General features: G+C 61.5%; 6 protein-coding genes. 4 read left to right on the top strand and 2 right to left on the bottom strand.

The genetic code is table 11. The features are described from left to right. Positions 1-55: 55 nt before the first annotated feature. Together BBAG_RS06225 and BBAG_RS06230 are read right to left on the bottom strand one after the other, a co-directional pair. Complete coding sequence (locus BBAG_RS06225; protein ID WP_003827077.1) at positions 56-3,922, bottom strand: ATP-dependent DNA helicase; 3,867 nt, start codon at positions 3,920-3,922, stop codon at positions 56-58. Next, the gene (locus BBAG_RS06230; RefSeq protein WP_070099558.1) at positions 3,919-8,085 is read right to left on the bottom strand and encodes a PD-(D/E)XK nuclease family protein; all 4,167 of its coding nucleotides are present in this window, start codon (positions 8,083-8,085) and stop codon (positions 3,919-3,921) included. Before BBAG_RS06230 ends, BBAG_RS06225 begins: the two co-directional genes overlap by 4 nt. Positions 8,086-8,254: 169 nt before the next feature. Here BBAG_RS06230 and BBAG_RS06235 point away from each other — a divergent pair, with 169 nt between their 5' ends. The 4 genes from BBAG_RS06235 (at position 8,255) to BBAG_RS08355 (ending at position 18,347) form a co-directional block, all read left to right on the top strand. Further along, complete coding sequence (locus BBAG_RS06235; RefSeq protein ID WP_050754780.1) at positions 8,255-9,385, top strand: serine/threonine-protein kinase; 1,131 nt, start codon at positions 8,255-8,257, stop codon at positions 9,383-9,385. Between the two features lie 364 nt (positions 9,386-9,749). After that, positions 9,750-15,668: a fibronectin type III domain-containing protein gene (locus tag BBAG_RS06240; protein ID WP_167555755.1), complete on the top strand. Its 5,919-nt coding sequence runs from the start codon at positions 9,750-9,752 to the stop codon at positions 15,666-15,668. Between the two features lie 160 nt (positions 15,669-15,828). Beyond that, positions 15,829-17,034, top strand: coding sequence for an AAA family ATPase (locus BBAG_RS06245; RefSeq protein WP_231855854.1), 1,206 nt, complete (start codon positions 15,829-15,831; stop codon positions 17,032-17,034). A gap of 146 nt (positions 17,035-17,180) precedes the next feature. Beyond that, a complete protein-coding gene (locus BBAG_RS08355; RefSeq protein WP_167555756.1) occupies positions 17,181-18,347 on the top strand; it encodes a DUF58 domain-containing protein in 1,167 nt (388 codons plus the stop codon). Positions 18,348-18,355: the final 8 nt, after the last annotated feature.

Here is an 18,355-nt window from a genome sequence, read left to right on the forward strand (position 1 = left end):
ATGTGTTCTCCCGACAGCAGGATCATCGGCATTCCGAACCGTTCGGCATCCCGGGCTAGTCATCGTCCGACGCTTGCGGAACACCTGCCCCCAATTCGGCGATGATGGCGTTGCGAGGCTTCATTTCAGCATGCAACTCGCGTAACGACTCGTCGGCTTCGCTCACGTAATACAGCGTGGCATCGATGGCTTCCAACGGTACGTTCTCGATTTCGGCGAGCAGCAGACGGTACATGTCGAGTTGGAGGAGTTTGCGGGCGGTGTCTTCACTACTGGTCGGGCGATGCCCCGTCTTCCAATCGACGATGGTGAACCGTTTCGTCCGATCCTGCGGGTCAAGCCCGCCAAAGAACACGGCGTCCAGCTTGCCGTTAACCACCTGACCGTTCAGATCGCCTATGGATACGACGATCTGGCGTTCCGCCCAGACCGGCACGCGTTGCGCCCAAGCCGACGAGGCAAGGCGACGCTCCCATTCCAGCACGGACGAATCCGCGTCGCCGCTCTGGCAGGCTTGTACGGCTTTATCCAGCTCCTGCAGCATGCCACTTCTGGATTCTCCGCTTTCCTCTGGGTGCATGGCGTTCATGAAACGCTCCGCCCAGGCATGGAATCTCGTGCCGGCCGAGGCCGCGGGGGACGCCACGGATGGTATCGGGCGGATAATGCCACGCCAGAACCGTGTCTCATCCCGACCGCTCAACCCGCCGGCGAGCGCCTGCAATCCGGTTACGCTCTGCCTGGAAGCGGCCATGACGCGTTGGGCTTTCCGTCTGACCGCCGCATCCAGGGCGTCACCGTCCAGCATGCCGGTCATCAGATCCTCGTCCGCTACCAACATGCGGGCCTTGTCGTATAGGCTTTGCCCATTGTTTTCAGGATTATGGCAATCCACATCCGATGTGGCATTGGATGCGGCGTCGTCTGCATCAGCTCCGGTCATGGCCTGCCGCACCTGTTTTGCGCTTTGCAGCAGCGAGTCGCCCACTTCCCGGCTGAGACGCGCCGGCCAGGGAAGACTGGTTTGGGCATCGTGCGTTTCGGGTTCTTCCAGCCAGGCCGCGCCAACGACCATATCCTCGTATTCGCGGGCGTGATCGCCCACAAAGTACCCTTCCGGCAAGGCGATCTGCTCATCGGCCCCTTCCGGCAGGTTCGATGGAGTTGTCGCGATATCGTTATGGATGCGCAACGAGTCATGCACTTCCTGCCAGAACACCGACGGCTTGGATTTTCGCGTTTTGGCGCCCAATACGCGCGGGTCGCGCCCTTCCTCTCCAGTCTGGCAATAGGTGAGCAGCAGATCCCTGCGAGCTCGGGTGAGCGCCACGTAGGCGAGTCGTCGTTCATCGCAATGGTAGCGGCGCCCGTATTCCTCGACCTGTGTAAGGTACAGGGAATCCGGATCCATGGCTCCGATCTCATCATCGAAGGCACGCAGTGTGCCAAACACTTCGTCATCGATGGTTTCCGCCGCGTCCAGCAGTTCCAAGGACTCGATGGGATCCGCTTCGCCGGGCGCATCATGCGGGAATCGTGGCAGAATGCCGGCATCGGCGCGCACCGGCACGGGGACCGCGTCGATTGTCGTCAGCCATGACGTGGCGGTCTCGCAGTATTCCGGAGCTTCCCACACGCCGTCGTGCCACCCGCCCGGATGGCGTTCGTCGACCTTGACGGCAAGCGAATCGCCTTGCTTGCTGGGGAACACGCCTTCGCCGAGTTCCACCACCGCGACCGCATCCCATTCAAGCCCTTTGGACTGGTGGATCGTCATGAGTTCGACATCGGCACCGCTATCGGCGTTCAGGGTGGACGTCTCGTCTTCGATGGTTCGCAGCGTATCCGTCCACGCCATGAATCCGCGCAATGTCGGCGCCTGACCGGCCGCGATCTCCGATAGGTACGTGTCCACCAGATCGATGATGGCCTCCACGGGGATTCGGGCGACAGTGGGGTTTACCGTGCCGTCGCCATGCAACGCCTGCGCGACCACGGCATCCACGTCCAGTTCCAGCGCCTGCGTCGCGGTACGCACCACATCCGACAAGGGCCTGCCGATCGCGTCGCACACCGTGCGCAGCACGGCGCCGGCGCGGATGATCGTCCGAGCATCGTGTTCGTCGATGCGGGAGCAGCGTTCCAACTGTTCCGGCAGATCGTCGCGCAGCAGCAGATCGGCTACGAACACGCTGTTGATCACGCTATCGCGATGTTCTCGGACCAGAGCGTCCCATTGCCCGCGCGGCGCGTCCGCCGGGACCAGACCGGCCATGACCAGGGCTCGATATTGGGATTCAAGATTCAGCGTATTGGCAATACCGGCAAGAGCGGCCAGGGCCGTGGCTCCCAGTCCGAAGCGTGGGGTGGCGAGCAGCCGCATCAGCGAGGCGCTGTCGCTATGGTCGCAGGCTACGCGCAGCAGCGAGAGAATATCGCGCACTTCGGGGCGTTCGAGCATTGCGGAATATCCGACCGCCACAGCGCTCAGACCGGACTGTTCCAGCGCCTGCTGGAACAACGGCATTTTTGCCTTCGAACGGAACAGCACCGCAACGCTTCCCTTATGTTCGCCACTCTGGCCGGCATGGGTGTTGCGCGCGATGGCTTCATGGCAGAATCGCACCACACCGTCGATCTCCTGCCCCAAGGTCTCGTAGCCGAGCACGCCAACCGTGCCGGATGGGGCATTGTCTAAGGGGGCGAGCTCGTTCACGTCCACTTCCCGCATCGGCGAACTGCTAGGACGGCTTGGCGTGCCACGCAACGGCATGGTGAGATTGTTCGCGGCTTCCAGTACCAGCTTCGCATTGCGCCGGGTAACGCTTAGGGAATACGGCTTGCGTTCGGGTGGCAGATGAAAATCGCGTTGGAACATGCGGAAAGCGCCGGGGCTTGCTCCTCGCCAGGCATAGATCGATTGGAAGGGGTCGCCCACCGCGCTCACAGCGGTGCCTTCGCCTCGGAACAGGGTGGCGATAAGCGCCGCCTGCGTGGTGGATGTGTCCTGGTATTCGTCGAGCAGCACATGGCTGAACCGTTTGCGATAGCGGGCCCCGATGGAGGGGAAACGAGTGACGAGCTGGTATGCGGCGATGGTGAAATCGCTGAATTCCGCCATATTCAGCCGTCGTTTCTCCGCGGCATAGGCCTCTACCAGATCGAGCATCACGTTGCGTTGTTCGGCGGTCTGCACAAGCGAGGCGCACGTGTAGACGCAGGCCGCATGCGCGTCACGCTGATATGAGGCGACCTTCTGCGCCCAGCTTTCGTCCGTGTCTTTCTTCAACCGCTTCTGACGCTTGAGTTTCACCGCTTGTTCGGGAATATCCTCGCCTTCGATGACGGATCGCACCTGCTTGACGAAAGCGTCATCCCAGGCGCGCACTTTCGCTATGGCCGAAGGCATGTCGGCGACATCGCCGCCGATCATAGAACTGGCAATGGCATCGCTTAGCGCGCGAACATGCGCCGTGACCTGACTGAATGAACCGAGTCCCTTGCCCTGCAGCATATCCATATGACGTTCGACCGTATTGGCCGCCAGCTGCAACGCCCCGGCCTCGCTCAACGGCTGTGTGTTCTGGTCGAAGCCCACGAGCAGACCGTACTGGCGCACAATGGATTGGAAGAACGCGTCATAGGTGAACACCGCAGGTTTGAGGAACATGCGATCCTGATCATGCTCGTCATCGGCAAGCACCGCCGCGGAGACCCTGGACAGCAGCTCGCCCGCTGCCTTACGGGTGAAGGTGAGGCCGAGAATACGTTCGGGAGCCACGCCATGCTCGATGAGCGACACGATGCGACGCGTCATGGTGTAGGTTTTGCCTGATCCCGCACCGGCGACCACAAGCACGTCGCTGCCGACCGGAGCGTTGATGACTTTGGCTTGTTCCGGACTATCGGTGAATGTGCTCATGCCTGCCTCGTTTCGAATACGGTATCGACCTGTCCCGCGCATGCAGGGCATACATCCGTCATACGGCAATGCCCCTTATGCTGCCTTGTGGGATGCGCGACGATCACATGCGAGCGGCTCGCCGCAGCCGCGTAGAATACGCGTGCGATCATGGTCAGCGACCACATGGCCTGTGTGCCGTTCCATGAGAGGAACCCCTGCCATGCATTGTCGTCCACCGCATCCAGCGCACTCGGCTTGCCCGCGGGCAATGGGGGAATATCCGTGAACTTGTCCAACCGCGGGTAGTGGTCACGCGCCACGAATCCTTCGGCGTTCAACGCCCCGTTGAGGAACAACGGCGGCTGGAAGGCGCTTTCCGGTGAATAGCTGGAGGCCGGAGCGGCGTCATCCTGCACGTAGAACAGGCCGCTTTGCGCGATATGAGGCCGCTCCCCCGCCCTGCCATGCTCGGGGAACATAAGCCCCAACTGGTAGCAGACCAGCTGAAGATCATTGAAAATCTCCGCAAGCTGGCGTTTCCGCCCTGTTTTGTAGTCGATAAGACGGATGGTCTGGCTGCCATCGCGTAGCCGCCGCATCTCCTTGCGGTCGATTCGGCCGGACAATCGTACCGTCAGATCCTCACGCATGCCCTCCGGCCATCCGCCGACCAGTATTCCCATAAGCTGCATCAATGCGGTTCTGCCTACAGGACTCATGCCCGGCAATGCATTGTAGGCCATGCAGATATCATCAAGCCCGAAGCGCGCGGAGAACTCCTCCTCGCATGAGGCGCTTTCCAACGTGCCGATGTCGAATTTCCCCTCGTTCTTGTTCAAGTAGCTGCTTGCATTGCTTTCCACGAAATAGGATGCCAGATTATGCAGGGTCGTTTCGGCCTGTTCGTCCTTGAGCATGGCGGTATACCGTTCGGCGGCCTTGGCGATGCTGCTGAAATCCGGTTTGATCGCGTCGTAGATGTCGACAAGCCTGTGGGCGACGGCATCGACCGCGCCTTCGACGGACGAACCCGCCACGGCACCCGGAAGGTCAAGACCCTCCGCGCTGCCCTTCTGCGCGACGGCATGGATGAGCGTGCCGAAGCTTGTGGCGGCGGAACCGATGCGCGGGCCTGCAAAACGATTCTCCAGCAGCCAGCACACCGGGCAGGCCCAGAGGTTGTCCACTGCGGACGGGGACAATGTGACGACAGGGCTGCCGTTGTCGTCCAAGGTTTCCTCGACGCTTCTCGATGTGATGCCGGCCTTCCGCGCAGCATCCGCCGTGTTCTGTGCGCCGTCCCGCCTTTCGGTGCTATCCGCGCCGTCGAGGAACGGCCAGTAATCGGGATCGGCGACATCGATGCCATGCTCGGCAAGCAGCGCGAGCGTCTTCCTGGCATCGCACGCCTGCGGCGAATGCTCCGGGTAGCGGGCAAGCATGACGCGCGCCTGGGCGACCAGTCCGCGCGGATCGGCATCCAGACCGGCAAATTCACCGTTATCGCCGGATTCCCCCACCGTGGCGAATGTCACGGCATCGATGTCACGTGGGCAATGCTCCGGCAAATAGCCGTACATGAAATCCGATGGCGTCGTATCGTCGCTCAACACGGCGCTGACCATCACCAAGGCACCGCGGGTGATCGCCACCAGAAAGCTTTTCTTCTCGCTGGCGAGAACCGTTTCCAACCGCGCATCGTGCCCGCTGCTGCAAGGTTGCGCCGCGGCGTCGCCATGAAGAACGACATCGGCAAGATCCTCGCCGCCGAACAGTGTGGCGCGTTCGGCAAGATTCGGCCACACATCCTGTTGCAACGCGGGAATCCACACGCACGCCCAATGCCTGCCCGAAGCGCCGGCCGGCGTGGTCAATGTCACGGCCTGTTCCACCGGCCCGGTCTTCGCCAGGGAATCCGCTTCGATCTCCATGGAACGCACCTGGTCGATAAACCCGTCAATATCCGTTCCGATCATGCCGCCCTGCGCATATTGGAACAGTCTCATGGCCGCGTCCAGCCTGTCGTTGGCGGCACGACCCTCCGGCGTGTTCATCAATGCCATGCGCTGCCAGTGCTCGGCCACGCCGGTAACATCCCATGCCAAAGCCAGCACGAACTGAGGTTCCTTCGACGGCAGGGACCGCATTCCCTCCGCCACGCGGTCGATCAGGCGGAACACCCTTTGGAACGCCTTAAGATGCGGGCCGCCCCCTACGACGCTGCCGATCACCCCCAGCATGTCGGCGCATGGAGCCGCCTTCCCGTCCAGAGCGAGCATGGCGTACTGCGACAGCACACTGAACGCCGCAGGCCGCTCTTCGCCTGTGCCGTCGGCCACATCGGCAATCTGAATCGTCATATCGGCACCATTGCGCCGCTCGGACTCCTTCAGAGCCTCCCATTCACGCACAATGCGCGCAAGTTCGCTGCCGTCGACCGCGCGCCCTGCGGTTTCGTCGGTGGGCTCGTCTGCAACCGCATGCCCGTTGGGATCGTCGGCCACCCCTTCGAGCCCCGCCAACGATTCCAATGAGCTCATGGCGGATTCGATCGGTTCGATACGCGCAGGCGCCCCCTCACCAGGCTTGCCACCAGTGGTGACCAACGCACTGCCCATAAGCGCGGCGATACGCGAACGGGCGAACGCGCCGATGTTTTTCAGACTCATATCGGTACCATCAAGTCCCTGCTCGCGCAGTTGGGCCAATTCGATCAACGCGAACAATCCCTGCACAAACGGTTCGGATTTCAACGGTCGGGTTACCGACGAATACCGGACCGGTACCCCGTCGCGCCGAAGTCGTTCGCCGAATTGGCGCACGGTGGCATTGTCGTGGGCGATGACGGCCATGTCGTTCCATTCGGTTCCCCTGTCGAGATGGGAGCGTTTGATGCGCCACACCACATCGTCAAGCTCCTCGCGTGCACTGCGGTAGATGGCGGTTTGCAGCGAGTCGTCGGTATGCTTCACTGCGGAAACCGGCCAAGCGCCTGGACATACCGGCATTTTGCCGGGACGCTGCGCCATGGGCGGTGCATTGCGTTCGGGGGATGTGATGGACAGCGATACGCGCGTGGCCACAAGCGTGCGATAATCCGGCGCGTCGCGGTCTCGCCGATCCTTTTCCAGCTCGATAAGCCGAGACTGCAGATCCCCGTGTTGTGCACGATCGAACAGGTATTCAGGGTAGGACCCGCGGAAGGTCTGCACGGATTCGTCGGGATTGCCCGCAAGCACAATGGCCGTTCCCCGGTTGTGCAATGTTTCGATAAAACGCAGCCCGGCAAGTGTGGTGTCTTGAAAATCGTCGACAATCAGCATTCGGGGCACCATATCGGCAAGCAGACCGTCGTCGGACCCATCCGGGCGTTCCAGCACCGCGGCGCCTTCGACCAGCAGTTTGGAGGCGTCAAGACGGTACTCGCCGGAATAAGTGTCGGCAAGAGCGTGCGCGTATTCGCCACGCAGCGCGAATGCGAGACGCCATTGCACCGTCAGGCGTTCCTCATCTCGCCAATCGCCTTGCGGGAAATGCCGCGGAGCTTCCAGCAGATCGCCTTCGCGCTCCGGTGTCACGCCAAGCTCATCCATGCGGGCAAGCATGTCTCGCAGCTGGCTGACGAATGAGGCGGAAATGCCGTTTTCGAATATCGCGGCGGTGGAACCTGCGCCGATGTTCCCGCCATTCGAAGCGGTCCCGGCGTTCAATGTCGGGGCCACGGCGTTCGCCCAATCATCCTGTGCGAAGTAATACCTGAGCAGATGACAGGTGTCGCATAGATCACCACTGACCGCATGCCGCAGGTGCACAGCCAGCACCTGACGCAGCAACGCGTCCTGTTCGGCACCATTGAGCAGTTTGGGCATCGGCAGTTTGCGGAACGACCGGTTGGCCGCGATGATGCGGAACGCGACCGCCGATAACGTGGTGACAGGTCTGGCCTGGGCGAGCGCTCCGAGTTCGCGAATGGCCATGTCGGAAAGGCTGCTGGCCAGATTACGGTTGGGAACGCACATGATGGCTCCGTTGTCACCGAATCTGCGCAGCGCGGACAGCAACGACCGATAGCACAGCGTGGTTTTCCCGCCCCCGGGCATACCGGCGATCAACAACGGTCTCGCCGTTTCCCCGTTGATCAGCGTTTCGATCGCATTCGTTGCATTCCCTAAATCACCCATGCTCCCAGACTAACCGCTTACGCACGCCGGCAGGTACCGGCCTTACGGATTTCCACGCCGTTTCATCGCGTGTTCCAACGGATGAGATACGACTCGCCGTGCTGTTCCGTTTCCCCCGTCCATGCCGTCACGCAGAATGCTTACACCCTCAATGTGGAAGGAACGAATCATGATCAAGAACACCTCGCCTCCGTTAGGCTCCGAGCCACCGACCATCGACGGATTCACGTTCGTCCGCCCGATTGGTTCAGGCTCCACCGCGAACGTATACCTCTACCGACAGCTGGACCGGAACCGCCCGGTGGCCGTCAAGGTGGGCAATGTCGCCCGCCACCCGCAGGCTTCGGCTCGCATCGCCCATGAAGCCCACATTCTGGGGCTGCTGCCGCAGCACCCTCACATTCTTCCCTTGCTTGCGATGGGGACCGCAGGCTCTGGCTTGAACTACCTTGTTTTCGAATATGCATCCGGCGGCAACTGCCATAGTCTGCTGCGCACCCGCGAAACCTCTTGCGCCGACATGCTTCGTTTCGGTGTCAAATTGGCGGATGCGCTCTGTGCGGTGCACCGCGCGGGTATAGTGCACCGCGACATCAAACCCGGCAATGTGCTGATCACCGCGGCAGGCGAGCCCGTGCTGGCCGATTTCGGCACCGCCTGCAGCGTTTACGGGGCAGACGACGCCTGCTATTCGATCCCCTGGTCGGCACCGGAATCGCTTGCGCATCGCAAGCCATGCGAAGGCACCGACATGTATTCCCTAGCCGCATTGCTGTATGCCTTGCTTGCCGGGGCGTCACCGTTCGAATACGGGTATCGCCCACGGTCCAGTGCGCAGCTGCGGAGCATCATTCTCTCCCAGCCGGTACCCCCGCTCAACCGCCCGGACGTTCCTGAACCCGTCGAACTGCTGTTGCGGCGGGCAATGGCGAAGAATCCATCGGACCGATTCCCCTCCATGCCGGATTTTGCATTGGAGCTGCGGCGCGCAGATCTACTGGTGTCCTCCAAGCGCACGATGCTCTCCCCGGTCGCGGAAGCACCCACCGGCATGGCAATCTCCTCACCGCGATCAGCCGTTCCGCCGAGAGGACGATCCGCCACGCGGTCTGGCCATGCAGACCGGAATCGGCGCTCGCCTTGGCGCAAAACGCCTATGGCGGCACTCTCCGCGATTCCGCTGCTGCTGTTCCTGATCGTGCTAGCCGGCACGCATACGGATTCGGTGCAGATGCCGGAACCGGTTCACATCCTTGATGCCGAGGAGTCGAACGTTCAGGCGCGGATGCGGATCTCCTGACCTCGGCCGGCGCCATGACACGCCTATAGCCGGCCGGATACCGGAAGACCTGGCTGCGCCCATGCCGATTCGGCGCAGATGGCGACGCAGATCCATTTCCGTTGCCTGTCGTTACATGCCGTTGCATGCTTTCGTCTGCCAAAATCCGCTGGAGTCTGCCTGAGTCTGCCTGAATCTGCCGGAGTCTGCCGGATGGCGTTTCCATAGCGCTTCGCCTTACCGCCATCGCACCGTATTCGTCCTCACTTCGAGTCCCTGCCCTCATAATCCCCGCCGCCACTTCACCGAACGGATCATCATGCCTTTGCCTTCACCTCGTCTATGGCGCCGCATACGCAACGCCGATGTACCATCTTCTTTCCCCATGCCGCCGCACATACGCCGGCGCATTCCCCCAGCGCTCATCCTCGTTATGCTGCTGGCCTTCATAGCCGGCGTGCTGGTGGTGCAGTCCGTAGTCAGGCATCAGGTGCACTGCGACGATGGCAGCGTATGGGTCATGTCGCAGAGCCACGGCAAGGCGGTACGGTTCAATGCGGACATCGAAGAGCCCACAGGAGCGGTGCGCGCCATGAAGGGTCGCTTCGACATCCTGCAATCCGGAGACGATGCGCTGCTTGCCGGAAGCACGCATATCGCTTCCATAGACGCACCGACGTTGAACATCACCGACTATGACGTTTCCACACGCGACAGCATCATGCTGCTGGGCGGCGGAACCGTGGCGATGGTTTCCCGTCGCAGCGGCGACCTGCACACCGGCTCCCTGGAACGCATCGGTGAACTTGCCAAGGCGAGCGGCACGCCGGTCATGCGGTTGGGAACCGGAGGCAAGGCGGTCGTCGATTACCAAGGCACCGTATGGGGGTACCGGCCGAGCGACGGCACGGTATTGTCGTTCACACGTTCAGACCGACGAGCGGCATCGGTCTGTTCCCTGTCCGGCGGTGAACGCCTGGCTGTTTCGGCATTCACCGTAGTCGACGGTGTTCCCGTCGTATTGTCAGGCAATCGGCTCGTGTTCCCGGGAGGCGAAACCACCATCGATGATTCCGGGCGCATGCTCTTGCAGTCGACGCCGACCGATGACAGGCAATCCGGCTGGGTTGCGATTGCTCTGCCGGGCAAACTCGCCCTGATCAGCCTTCGGACGCAGTCGCCCGAACCCGTGCTGTTGGATTCCCTAGGCTCGGGAGCGCCGGCGCAACCGGTTTCGGCTGGCGGATGCGTGCATGCGGCGTTCGCGCAGCATACCGATAATGCCATCCAAGCGTGCTCGCCGTCTGCCGAGCATGCGGATTTCATATCGCTCGCATCGGTGACGCCTTCCTCGGAGCTGGTGTTTCGGGCCAACCATCGTCATGTTGTGCTCAACGACGTTGCAAACGGCACCATCTGGAACCCGCAGCGTTCGCCTGAGACCATCGCGCTGCAGTGGAACGCCCTGCAACCGGATCGCGACCAGCAGCGCGAGGATTCCTCCACAGCCTTGGAAGCCAAGCATTCCGTAACGCCCGACTGCGATTCTTCGTCCTCGTCCACCGGCCATATACGGGCTGTGGATGATGAATTCGGCATTCGCCCGTCAAGCCGCATGACGCTTGACGTGCTACGTAACGACGAAAGTACCGGCTGTTCCGCGCTTCGTATCGACCGGATCGGCGCGCCGACAGGCGGCGCTGTGCGCATCACGCCGGTTCGTCATGGGCGATATCTGCAGGTCGATGCTTCCGAATTGCCAAGCGGCACCATACGGTTCACCTACAGCGTTTCGGACGGGCACGGCCAAAGCGCTTCCGCCTCCGTACGCCTGAACGTCGCCGAGGCCAATCGCAATCAGCCGCCGGTGCAGACCGACGTTCCTGCGGATATCCCCGTCGAACGGGGCGCATCCTACACGGCAAGCGTGCTGGATTCCTTCACCGACCCGGACGGCGATCCGCTGACGTTGGTATCGGCAAAGCCTCAGAACAGTGGCACACGCCTCTCCGCCCGCGCGGATGGGCGGCTGACCTTCGACGCCGGAACGGTGGAATCAGGCAGGATCGGTGTTGAGCTGACCGTTTCCGACGGAACCGCCGCCACGACGGGAATCGTGTTCTTCGCCATTCACGCCGCGGATAGTCTGGGCGCGCAGATCGACCCGATATCGCAGGATGCCATCTCGGCGGTTCCCGTCACCGTCGACCTGTCGCCCTACATTCATGCCACTGGCACGCATACCCCGTTATTGACCGACGTCACGGCACCAGAGAACACGAGCACAACGGCGAACGGATCGGACATGACCGTCTCGTTCACCGCGGCCTCGCCAGGCACCTACCACGTGCCGTTCACGGTGCGACAGGGGCGACAGCAATCCGCAGGAACCATACGATTCAACGTCAGTCCGCCTGCCACGGAACGCTCCACGCCCATCACGACAAACGATGTCGTCGTATTAGGAGCCAACGGCACCGCCATACTCGAGCCGTTATCCAACGACCTCGACCCGATGGGCGGCGTGCTTTCCCTCGCTTCCGCTTCGGCACCGCCCGATACCACGATCCGCACGACCGTAGTGGCACGAAACAGAGTGCATCTGGAAGCCCGGCACCCGTTGGACGCTCCGATCACCATCACCTATACCGCAGTGAATGCGGTCGGCACCTCGCAGGGAAGCATCATCGTGCATCCAGCAAGCACGGTTTCAGGCCCGGCACTGATACGCGCCGAAGACTTCACCGTCCCCGTGCGATGCGGCGGCACCCGCACCGTGGATGTGCTGAGCCATATACGCTATGACGAGGATGCCGGAATGACGCTGGAAGGCAGGCTGAACACCACGGCATCATTTCAGGGCATGGTGCACGCATCGGAACTTTCCATCCGATACCAAGCACCGGACCGCCCCGGAGAATATTCGGCCGTCTACACCGTCGGCAACGACTACGGCGAAACCGTGTCCGCAACCGTAACCTTTGCCGTGCACCAGCGTGATGCCGACAGCAAAAAACCACCCAAACCGCGCGATATCCAAACCCGAGTCGCTCCAGGCGGCACGGTACGCATCCCCATCGCACTTGGCGGCGTCGACGATGCCGACGACGTGATGCTGTTGGGATTGGGCAACGAGACTCCCGCGCGCGGGCGAATCGTGGAAACCGGCGCGGATTACATGATCTACGAGGCCTATACCGATGCCAACGGTACCGACAGCTTCTCCTATGCGGTGGAGGATTGGTCCGGACGCAAATCCCAAGCCACGATCCGGGTAGGCATATCCGCGGCATCCTCACCCAGCGGCGTAACGGCCCGCGACGATGATGTAACAGTACGCCCCGGAAGCACACTCGCCGTGCCCGTCACCGCCAATGACCTATCGCACGACGGCGCGAATCTTACGCTGCTGCGCAAACTGGAGACCCACGGGCGAATCGACGCCCGCGTGACCGGCAGCGCAATCACCTTCACAGCGCCAGAGCACGAAGGCACCTACTACATCATCTATACCGTGCGCAATCAGGCAGGTCTTGAAGACACTGCCACACTGAGCGTACAGGTCAGCAGAACCGCCAGAATCAGACCCCCGCAAGCCTACGACCACAGGATCGCGGCGCATACGACGCTCGGCAAACGCAAGGTGACGGTGAATATCGCGGACCGGATCGCAAACCCTTCCGGCCCGTTCAGCGAATTATCCGTGCACGTGGACGATGCGGCCCGGCGACAAGCGCACGGCAGCGTGCAGGGTACCGTCATCACGTTGGAACTCGCGCAGGAGGCGTACACGATTCCATACACCGTTACGAATACCGTGCATGGACTCGGCTCCACCGCCTTCATCCATGTACCGGCATACGGGGCCTTTCCACCGACGCTGCGACCCGATGCACCGGAACTGACCGTACCATCGGGGAAAACCATCACCTTCGCCCTTGCCGATTATGTACGCGTCGGCGCAGGGAAAACGGCCTATGCCGACAGCCGCGAACCCATCGCAACCGCCAAAGGCGGGGACGGCATAGCGCTTGACGGCGGGAAAACCATACGATTCACCGCCCCGAACGATTATGCCGGCCCGGCTTCGATCGCGCTCACCGCCACGGACGCCGATCCCAGAAGCGGAAAGCCTGGCGCATCCGCAACGATCATGGTGCCCGTCACCGTTACGGGAGGGCGGCAATCACTGCCCACGTTCCCCACAACGACAATCGATATGGCACCCGGCGATACCGATCGCCTCATCGACCTGCATGCATTGACCATATCCACCAGCCATCGCGAGTCTTCGGAACGTTTCACCTATTCGGGGGGACTGACCTCTCAAGCCATACAAGCCACCGTGTCGAACACCGGGCAGTTGCGGATACGCATCGCCGATGAGGCCAGTCCCGGCGCAACCGTCAGCATTCCGATTCGCATCCATGCCGGAACGGATACGGTGGAAGCGGGATTGAGCGTGCGCATCGTGGCCTCTTCACGTCCGCTCGCCCGCATCGCGGAACGGACCATACGGCTGCACGCCGGCGCAACACAGCATGTCAACATACTGGCCGACGCCTATAACCCCTTCCCCGGCACTCCGCTTACGGTAACGCAATGCACAGGCATAGACACTGGCACAGCCACAGGAGAGTCCGTCACGATACGATGCGACGAATCAGGCGACATCGCAGTACGCGCCATCAATGGCAGCGGATCGTATGATGTCGCCGTTACCGTCGCGGACGCGACCCGGGCGAAGGACCGCATGGTCACCGGCATACTGCATGTGGCGACAACGGACGTTCCCGACGCCCCGTCACTGTCAATCATGCGCGCGCAATCGCAGGATGGAGCCGTTACCCTAGTCTGGAATCCCGGCAGGAACAATGGTGCTGAGATTCTTGAATACGAGGTGCATGCCACCGGCCATAACACGGTATCGTGCGGAACCGATACGGTGTGCACCATCGACGGATTGTCCAATGGCAGGCAATACACGTTCACGGTGCGAGCCAGAAACGATATCGGCTGGTCGGCGTATTCCAACACCGTCACTGCTACTCCGGACGCTCCTCCGGGAACGCCGTTGCGCCTCCATGCGACCGGCGGAAGGAACGCTTTGCACGTCACGTGGCAGCCTCCTTCCGGCAGCGGCACGGCGTTCAGCGCACCAACGTCCTACACCGTCACGCTCACCGGTTCCGACGGCAGCCGCCATGAACAGCAGATCGAAGCCGATGCTTTACAAGCCTCATTCCAGATCTCGGACGCCATGCTATCCGCTTCCCTGTCGTTCACCGTCGGCGTCCGCGCCGCGAATGCCGTCGGATCCGGAAATCAGGCCGGCCTGACCGTGAACGCCGGTGAAGTCTACGGCATCCCCGATCGTCCTGTCATCACCATGCGCCAGGATGCCAGCGAGCCGAATATCATCAGGGGATCGATCGCCCTAGGCGAGATGCGCGGCAATTCCTGCACCAGCATTACGGTGAATGGCCACGCACTGAGCAGGGAGCCGACTTGCACAAGCACCTCGTTCGCATTCGACATCGCAGATAGCGAGTTCTTCTCACAACTGTCGATAAACGCCACCGTGGAGACGAATCATGGTCTGCAGATGCGTTCCGAATCGGCATCGGTCACTCCCGTCACGCCCATAGGGCGTGCCGAGTTCGCGAACGCGGATGGTTCGGATGCCGTTTGCACCATGCGATGGCGTATTACCGGCAAAGCCGATTCCGTTATGGCCCAATTGCATGGCATGACCAGTTCCCGGAAAACCGGTGTATTGGAATACACGCCAGCCCCCTGGACCCCATGCGAAACGGGGACCGTCACCGCTCTGCTGAACGGCGAATCCGGAGCCACCATGATCGGGCCCGCCGATCTCAGTATGAACAAGCCTGCCGCGAATATCACGCCACCGACCTCCATCCGATGGGATGGACGCAACCACATCATCGTGCGTGGCGGCCATATAGACACGTATGGGCAACCAGCCACCATTCGTCTGCTCATTAATGCGGTTCCCTTCGTATGGGAACCATCAGTCACCCAACGCATCGACGTGTCCTCGCTGCCGGATGCCGCCTCATACCGTTGGACGGTTCACGTCACCGCCAACGGCGGCGACCACCGGCTTGACGCAGTACATGAGTCCACAGGGAATCTTGTGGAGGGCGCACGCGCCGTCATTCCCTCTTCCATGCCGGCGATGCTGCGAAGCCGGCGCGACACGAATTCCGGACATGCAATAGCACCATCAAACAACCACTATTCAGGAGACGCCTATGAATTGCGTACGTATTCCCGGTAGCCCCGAACACCCGCCCATTAAGGGACGGATACCGGACGAGAATCGGATACCGGACGAAACCCGGATATGTGACGCCACGCGCATATCGGACGCCACGCACATATCGGATGTCACACGCCAATCGGCCACCGCCCGAACCGCGAGCGCATACCCCTTCATCGTGCCGCTTCATATGCCTGAGGCGGGGCGGAACCAGCCACGCCCCCATACCGATGCCAATGCCGACACCGATGCCGACACCGATGCCAATACTCTGTTGGGCGCAATCCCCGCCACCGACCGCAGCTCATATGTCAGTCCCGATGGCAACGGCGATACGCCGCCCGCTGCAGCACCGGAAAACGTCGAGGCGTTCCAACGGGCATTCGCCGAACTTTCGGAACGCATAGCGGCCGATATCATCGGCAAGCCGACTGCGATCAGGCAGCTGCTCACGGTATTGTTCGCCGGCGGGCATCTGCTGTTGGAAGACGAGCCCGGCACCGGAAAAACACGATTGGCCCGCACCACGGCGCACACAATCGGCTCGACGTTCGGACGCATCCAGTTCACACCGGATCTGCTGCCGTCCGATGTGCTGGGCGTCACGTTGTATGACCAGAGCACCGGCACGTTCTCGTGGCGGAAGGGGCCGGTATTCGCCTCGCTGGTGCTGGCCGACGAGATCAACAGGGCCTCACCGAAAACGCAGTCGGCTCTATTGGAGGTAATGGAGGAGGAACAGATCACCATCGATGGAACGACATATGACGTGCCGCAGCCTTTTATGGTGATCGCCACGCAGAATCCTTCCGGCCATCTTGGCACCTATGCCTTGCCGGAAGCGCAGATGGATAGGTTCATGATGCGTATATCGCTGGGGCATCCGGAACGTGAATCCGCACTGCTGATTCTGCGCAATGCCAGTCATCGCAAGTGCGTCGAGACGACCGACTCGGATGGTTTTCGCCCACCGGATAACCAATCGAGCGGATCGGGATCGCCATCATCCGATGCCCCAGCACATGCATCGTCATGGATGCTTGCCATGCGCGGCATTGCCGAGCGCGTACACGTGGATGATGCCATTGGCGAGTACATCGTCCGACTGGTTGAACAGACGCGTTGTGACAGTCAGGTGGCGTCCGGCGCGTCCATGCGCGGCGCGCTGGCGTTGTTGCGCTGCGCACGTGTTGCCGCTGCAGCGAATGGCCGCGATTACGTGCTGCCTGACGATGTTATGGAGCATGTCGTCGCCGTACTTGCGCATCGTCTGGCACTCACCGATGAAGCGGCATGCGCCGAAATACGTCAGGAGGATGTTGTGCGACGCATCAGCGAACAGGTTCCGGTACCGTCAATGGGCGGAGAAAGGGCCCTGCCATGACAGCGCGATCCCATTGGCTTCGTCGTCCTGCGTTGGCACCGGCATTGGCACGCTCACCGTTCGCCGCCGTCAAATCCTTTGCCGGCGTGCTGGCGGCGCGAGCACGCTCTTTGACTCCATCGGTTTTGCAACATCATGCCCGAAGCATGTATCTGCGACGTCTGCCCGGCATCACCCCATCAGGCAGACTTGCCGGATTGTTCGGCATGGTTCTGATTCCGGCTTTCGCCCTGTTGGGTTGGCATGAACTGCTGGTGTTCGCAGTCGTAGTACTGAGCGTGCTGGGTGCGGCACTCATACTCCCCACACCGTGCAGCAGTATCACCGCAGCACTGAGCGTCGACGCCCTGCATGTGGTTCAGGGGCATGATGTCGGCATTCAGATGATTCTGCATACCCCGGTTTCTGTAATGCTTCCCTCCGCTATGGTTCTGCATATCGACGGCACCCCGCACCATATTCCCGTTCCTCCACTCCACGCCGGGCAGGAGCATCGGATCGACCTGAGTCTGAACGCTCCGCCACGCTCACGGATCGCCATCGAATCATTGTCGATACAGCAGACAGGACCGTTCGCCCTCACCTGCCATGAGCAACGGCTCTGTACAGGACCAACCGTCCACATTCATCCGAGAACCGTCTGCCTGCCATATTCGCTGACAGGGCGTTTCCAGGATCTTGACGGCGACGATCTGCCCGGTATTGCGGATGATGGGATTTCCTTTCAGGGGTTACGCCCCTATGTTCCAGGGGATGACATGCGCGGCGTGCATTGGCTGAGCACGGCAAAAACAGGTGTTCCGATGATTCGTCAATATGATCGCACCCGTTGTTCAACGACCCGGCTGTGCTTCGATTCGAATGCCTCGGATTATTCGGACAGGGAGGAATTCGAACTGGCCGTATCCGTGGTCGCGTCGATCGGAGCGCATTGTCTGAACCGGCATGATCGCCTATACGTCGATGCCGTTTCAGGTCGGATCGGCATTCAACGCGTGGCGGATCTGCTCGACCTGTGCAGCGGCTTCACCCCGCAGACCAACCGGACCGCCCAGCCATGCGACACCGCTTCCCCACCACAGCACGGCATCTCGATGTACTGCCATGTGATCGGCTCCCGTCATGACGCCCATACGCTGCGATCGCAGATCAAGGGGCGTTACCCACAAGCCACTCGCATCGTCATAGTGGCGAGCGCCGATGCCGAACCATCCATCGCTCCCCACGCGGACGAGACGATACTTACCGTTGGCTCGCTCGATCAGCTTGCCCAGCTGTGGAAGGCGGTGAGCCGCTATGGGCGCATGGCATGACACGCCAA

The sequence above is a fragment of the Bifidobacterium angulatum DSM 20098 = JCM 7096 genome, from assembly GCF_001025155.1.
Taxonomy (GTDB): domain Bacteria; phylum Actinomycetota; class Actinomycetes; order Actinomycetales; family Bifidobacteriaceae; genus Bifidobacterium; species Bifidobacterium angulatum.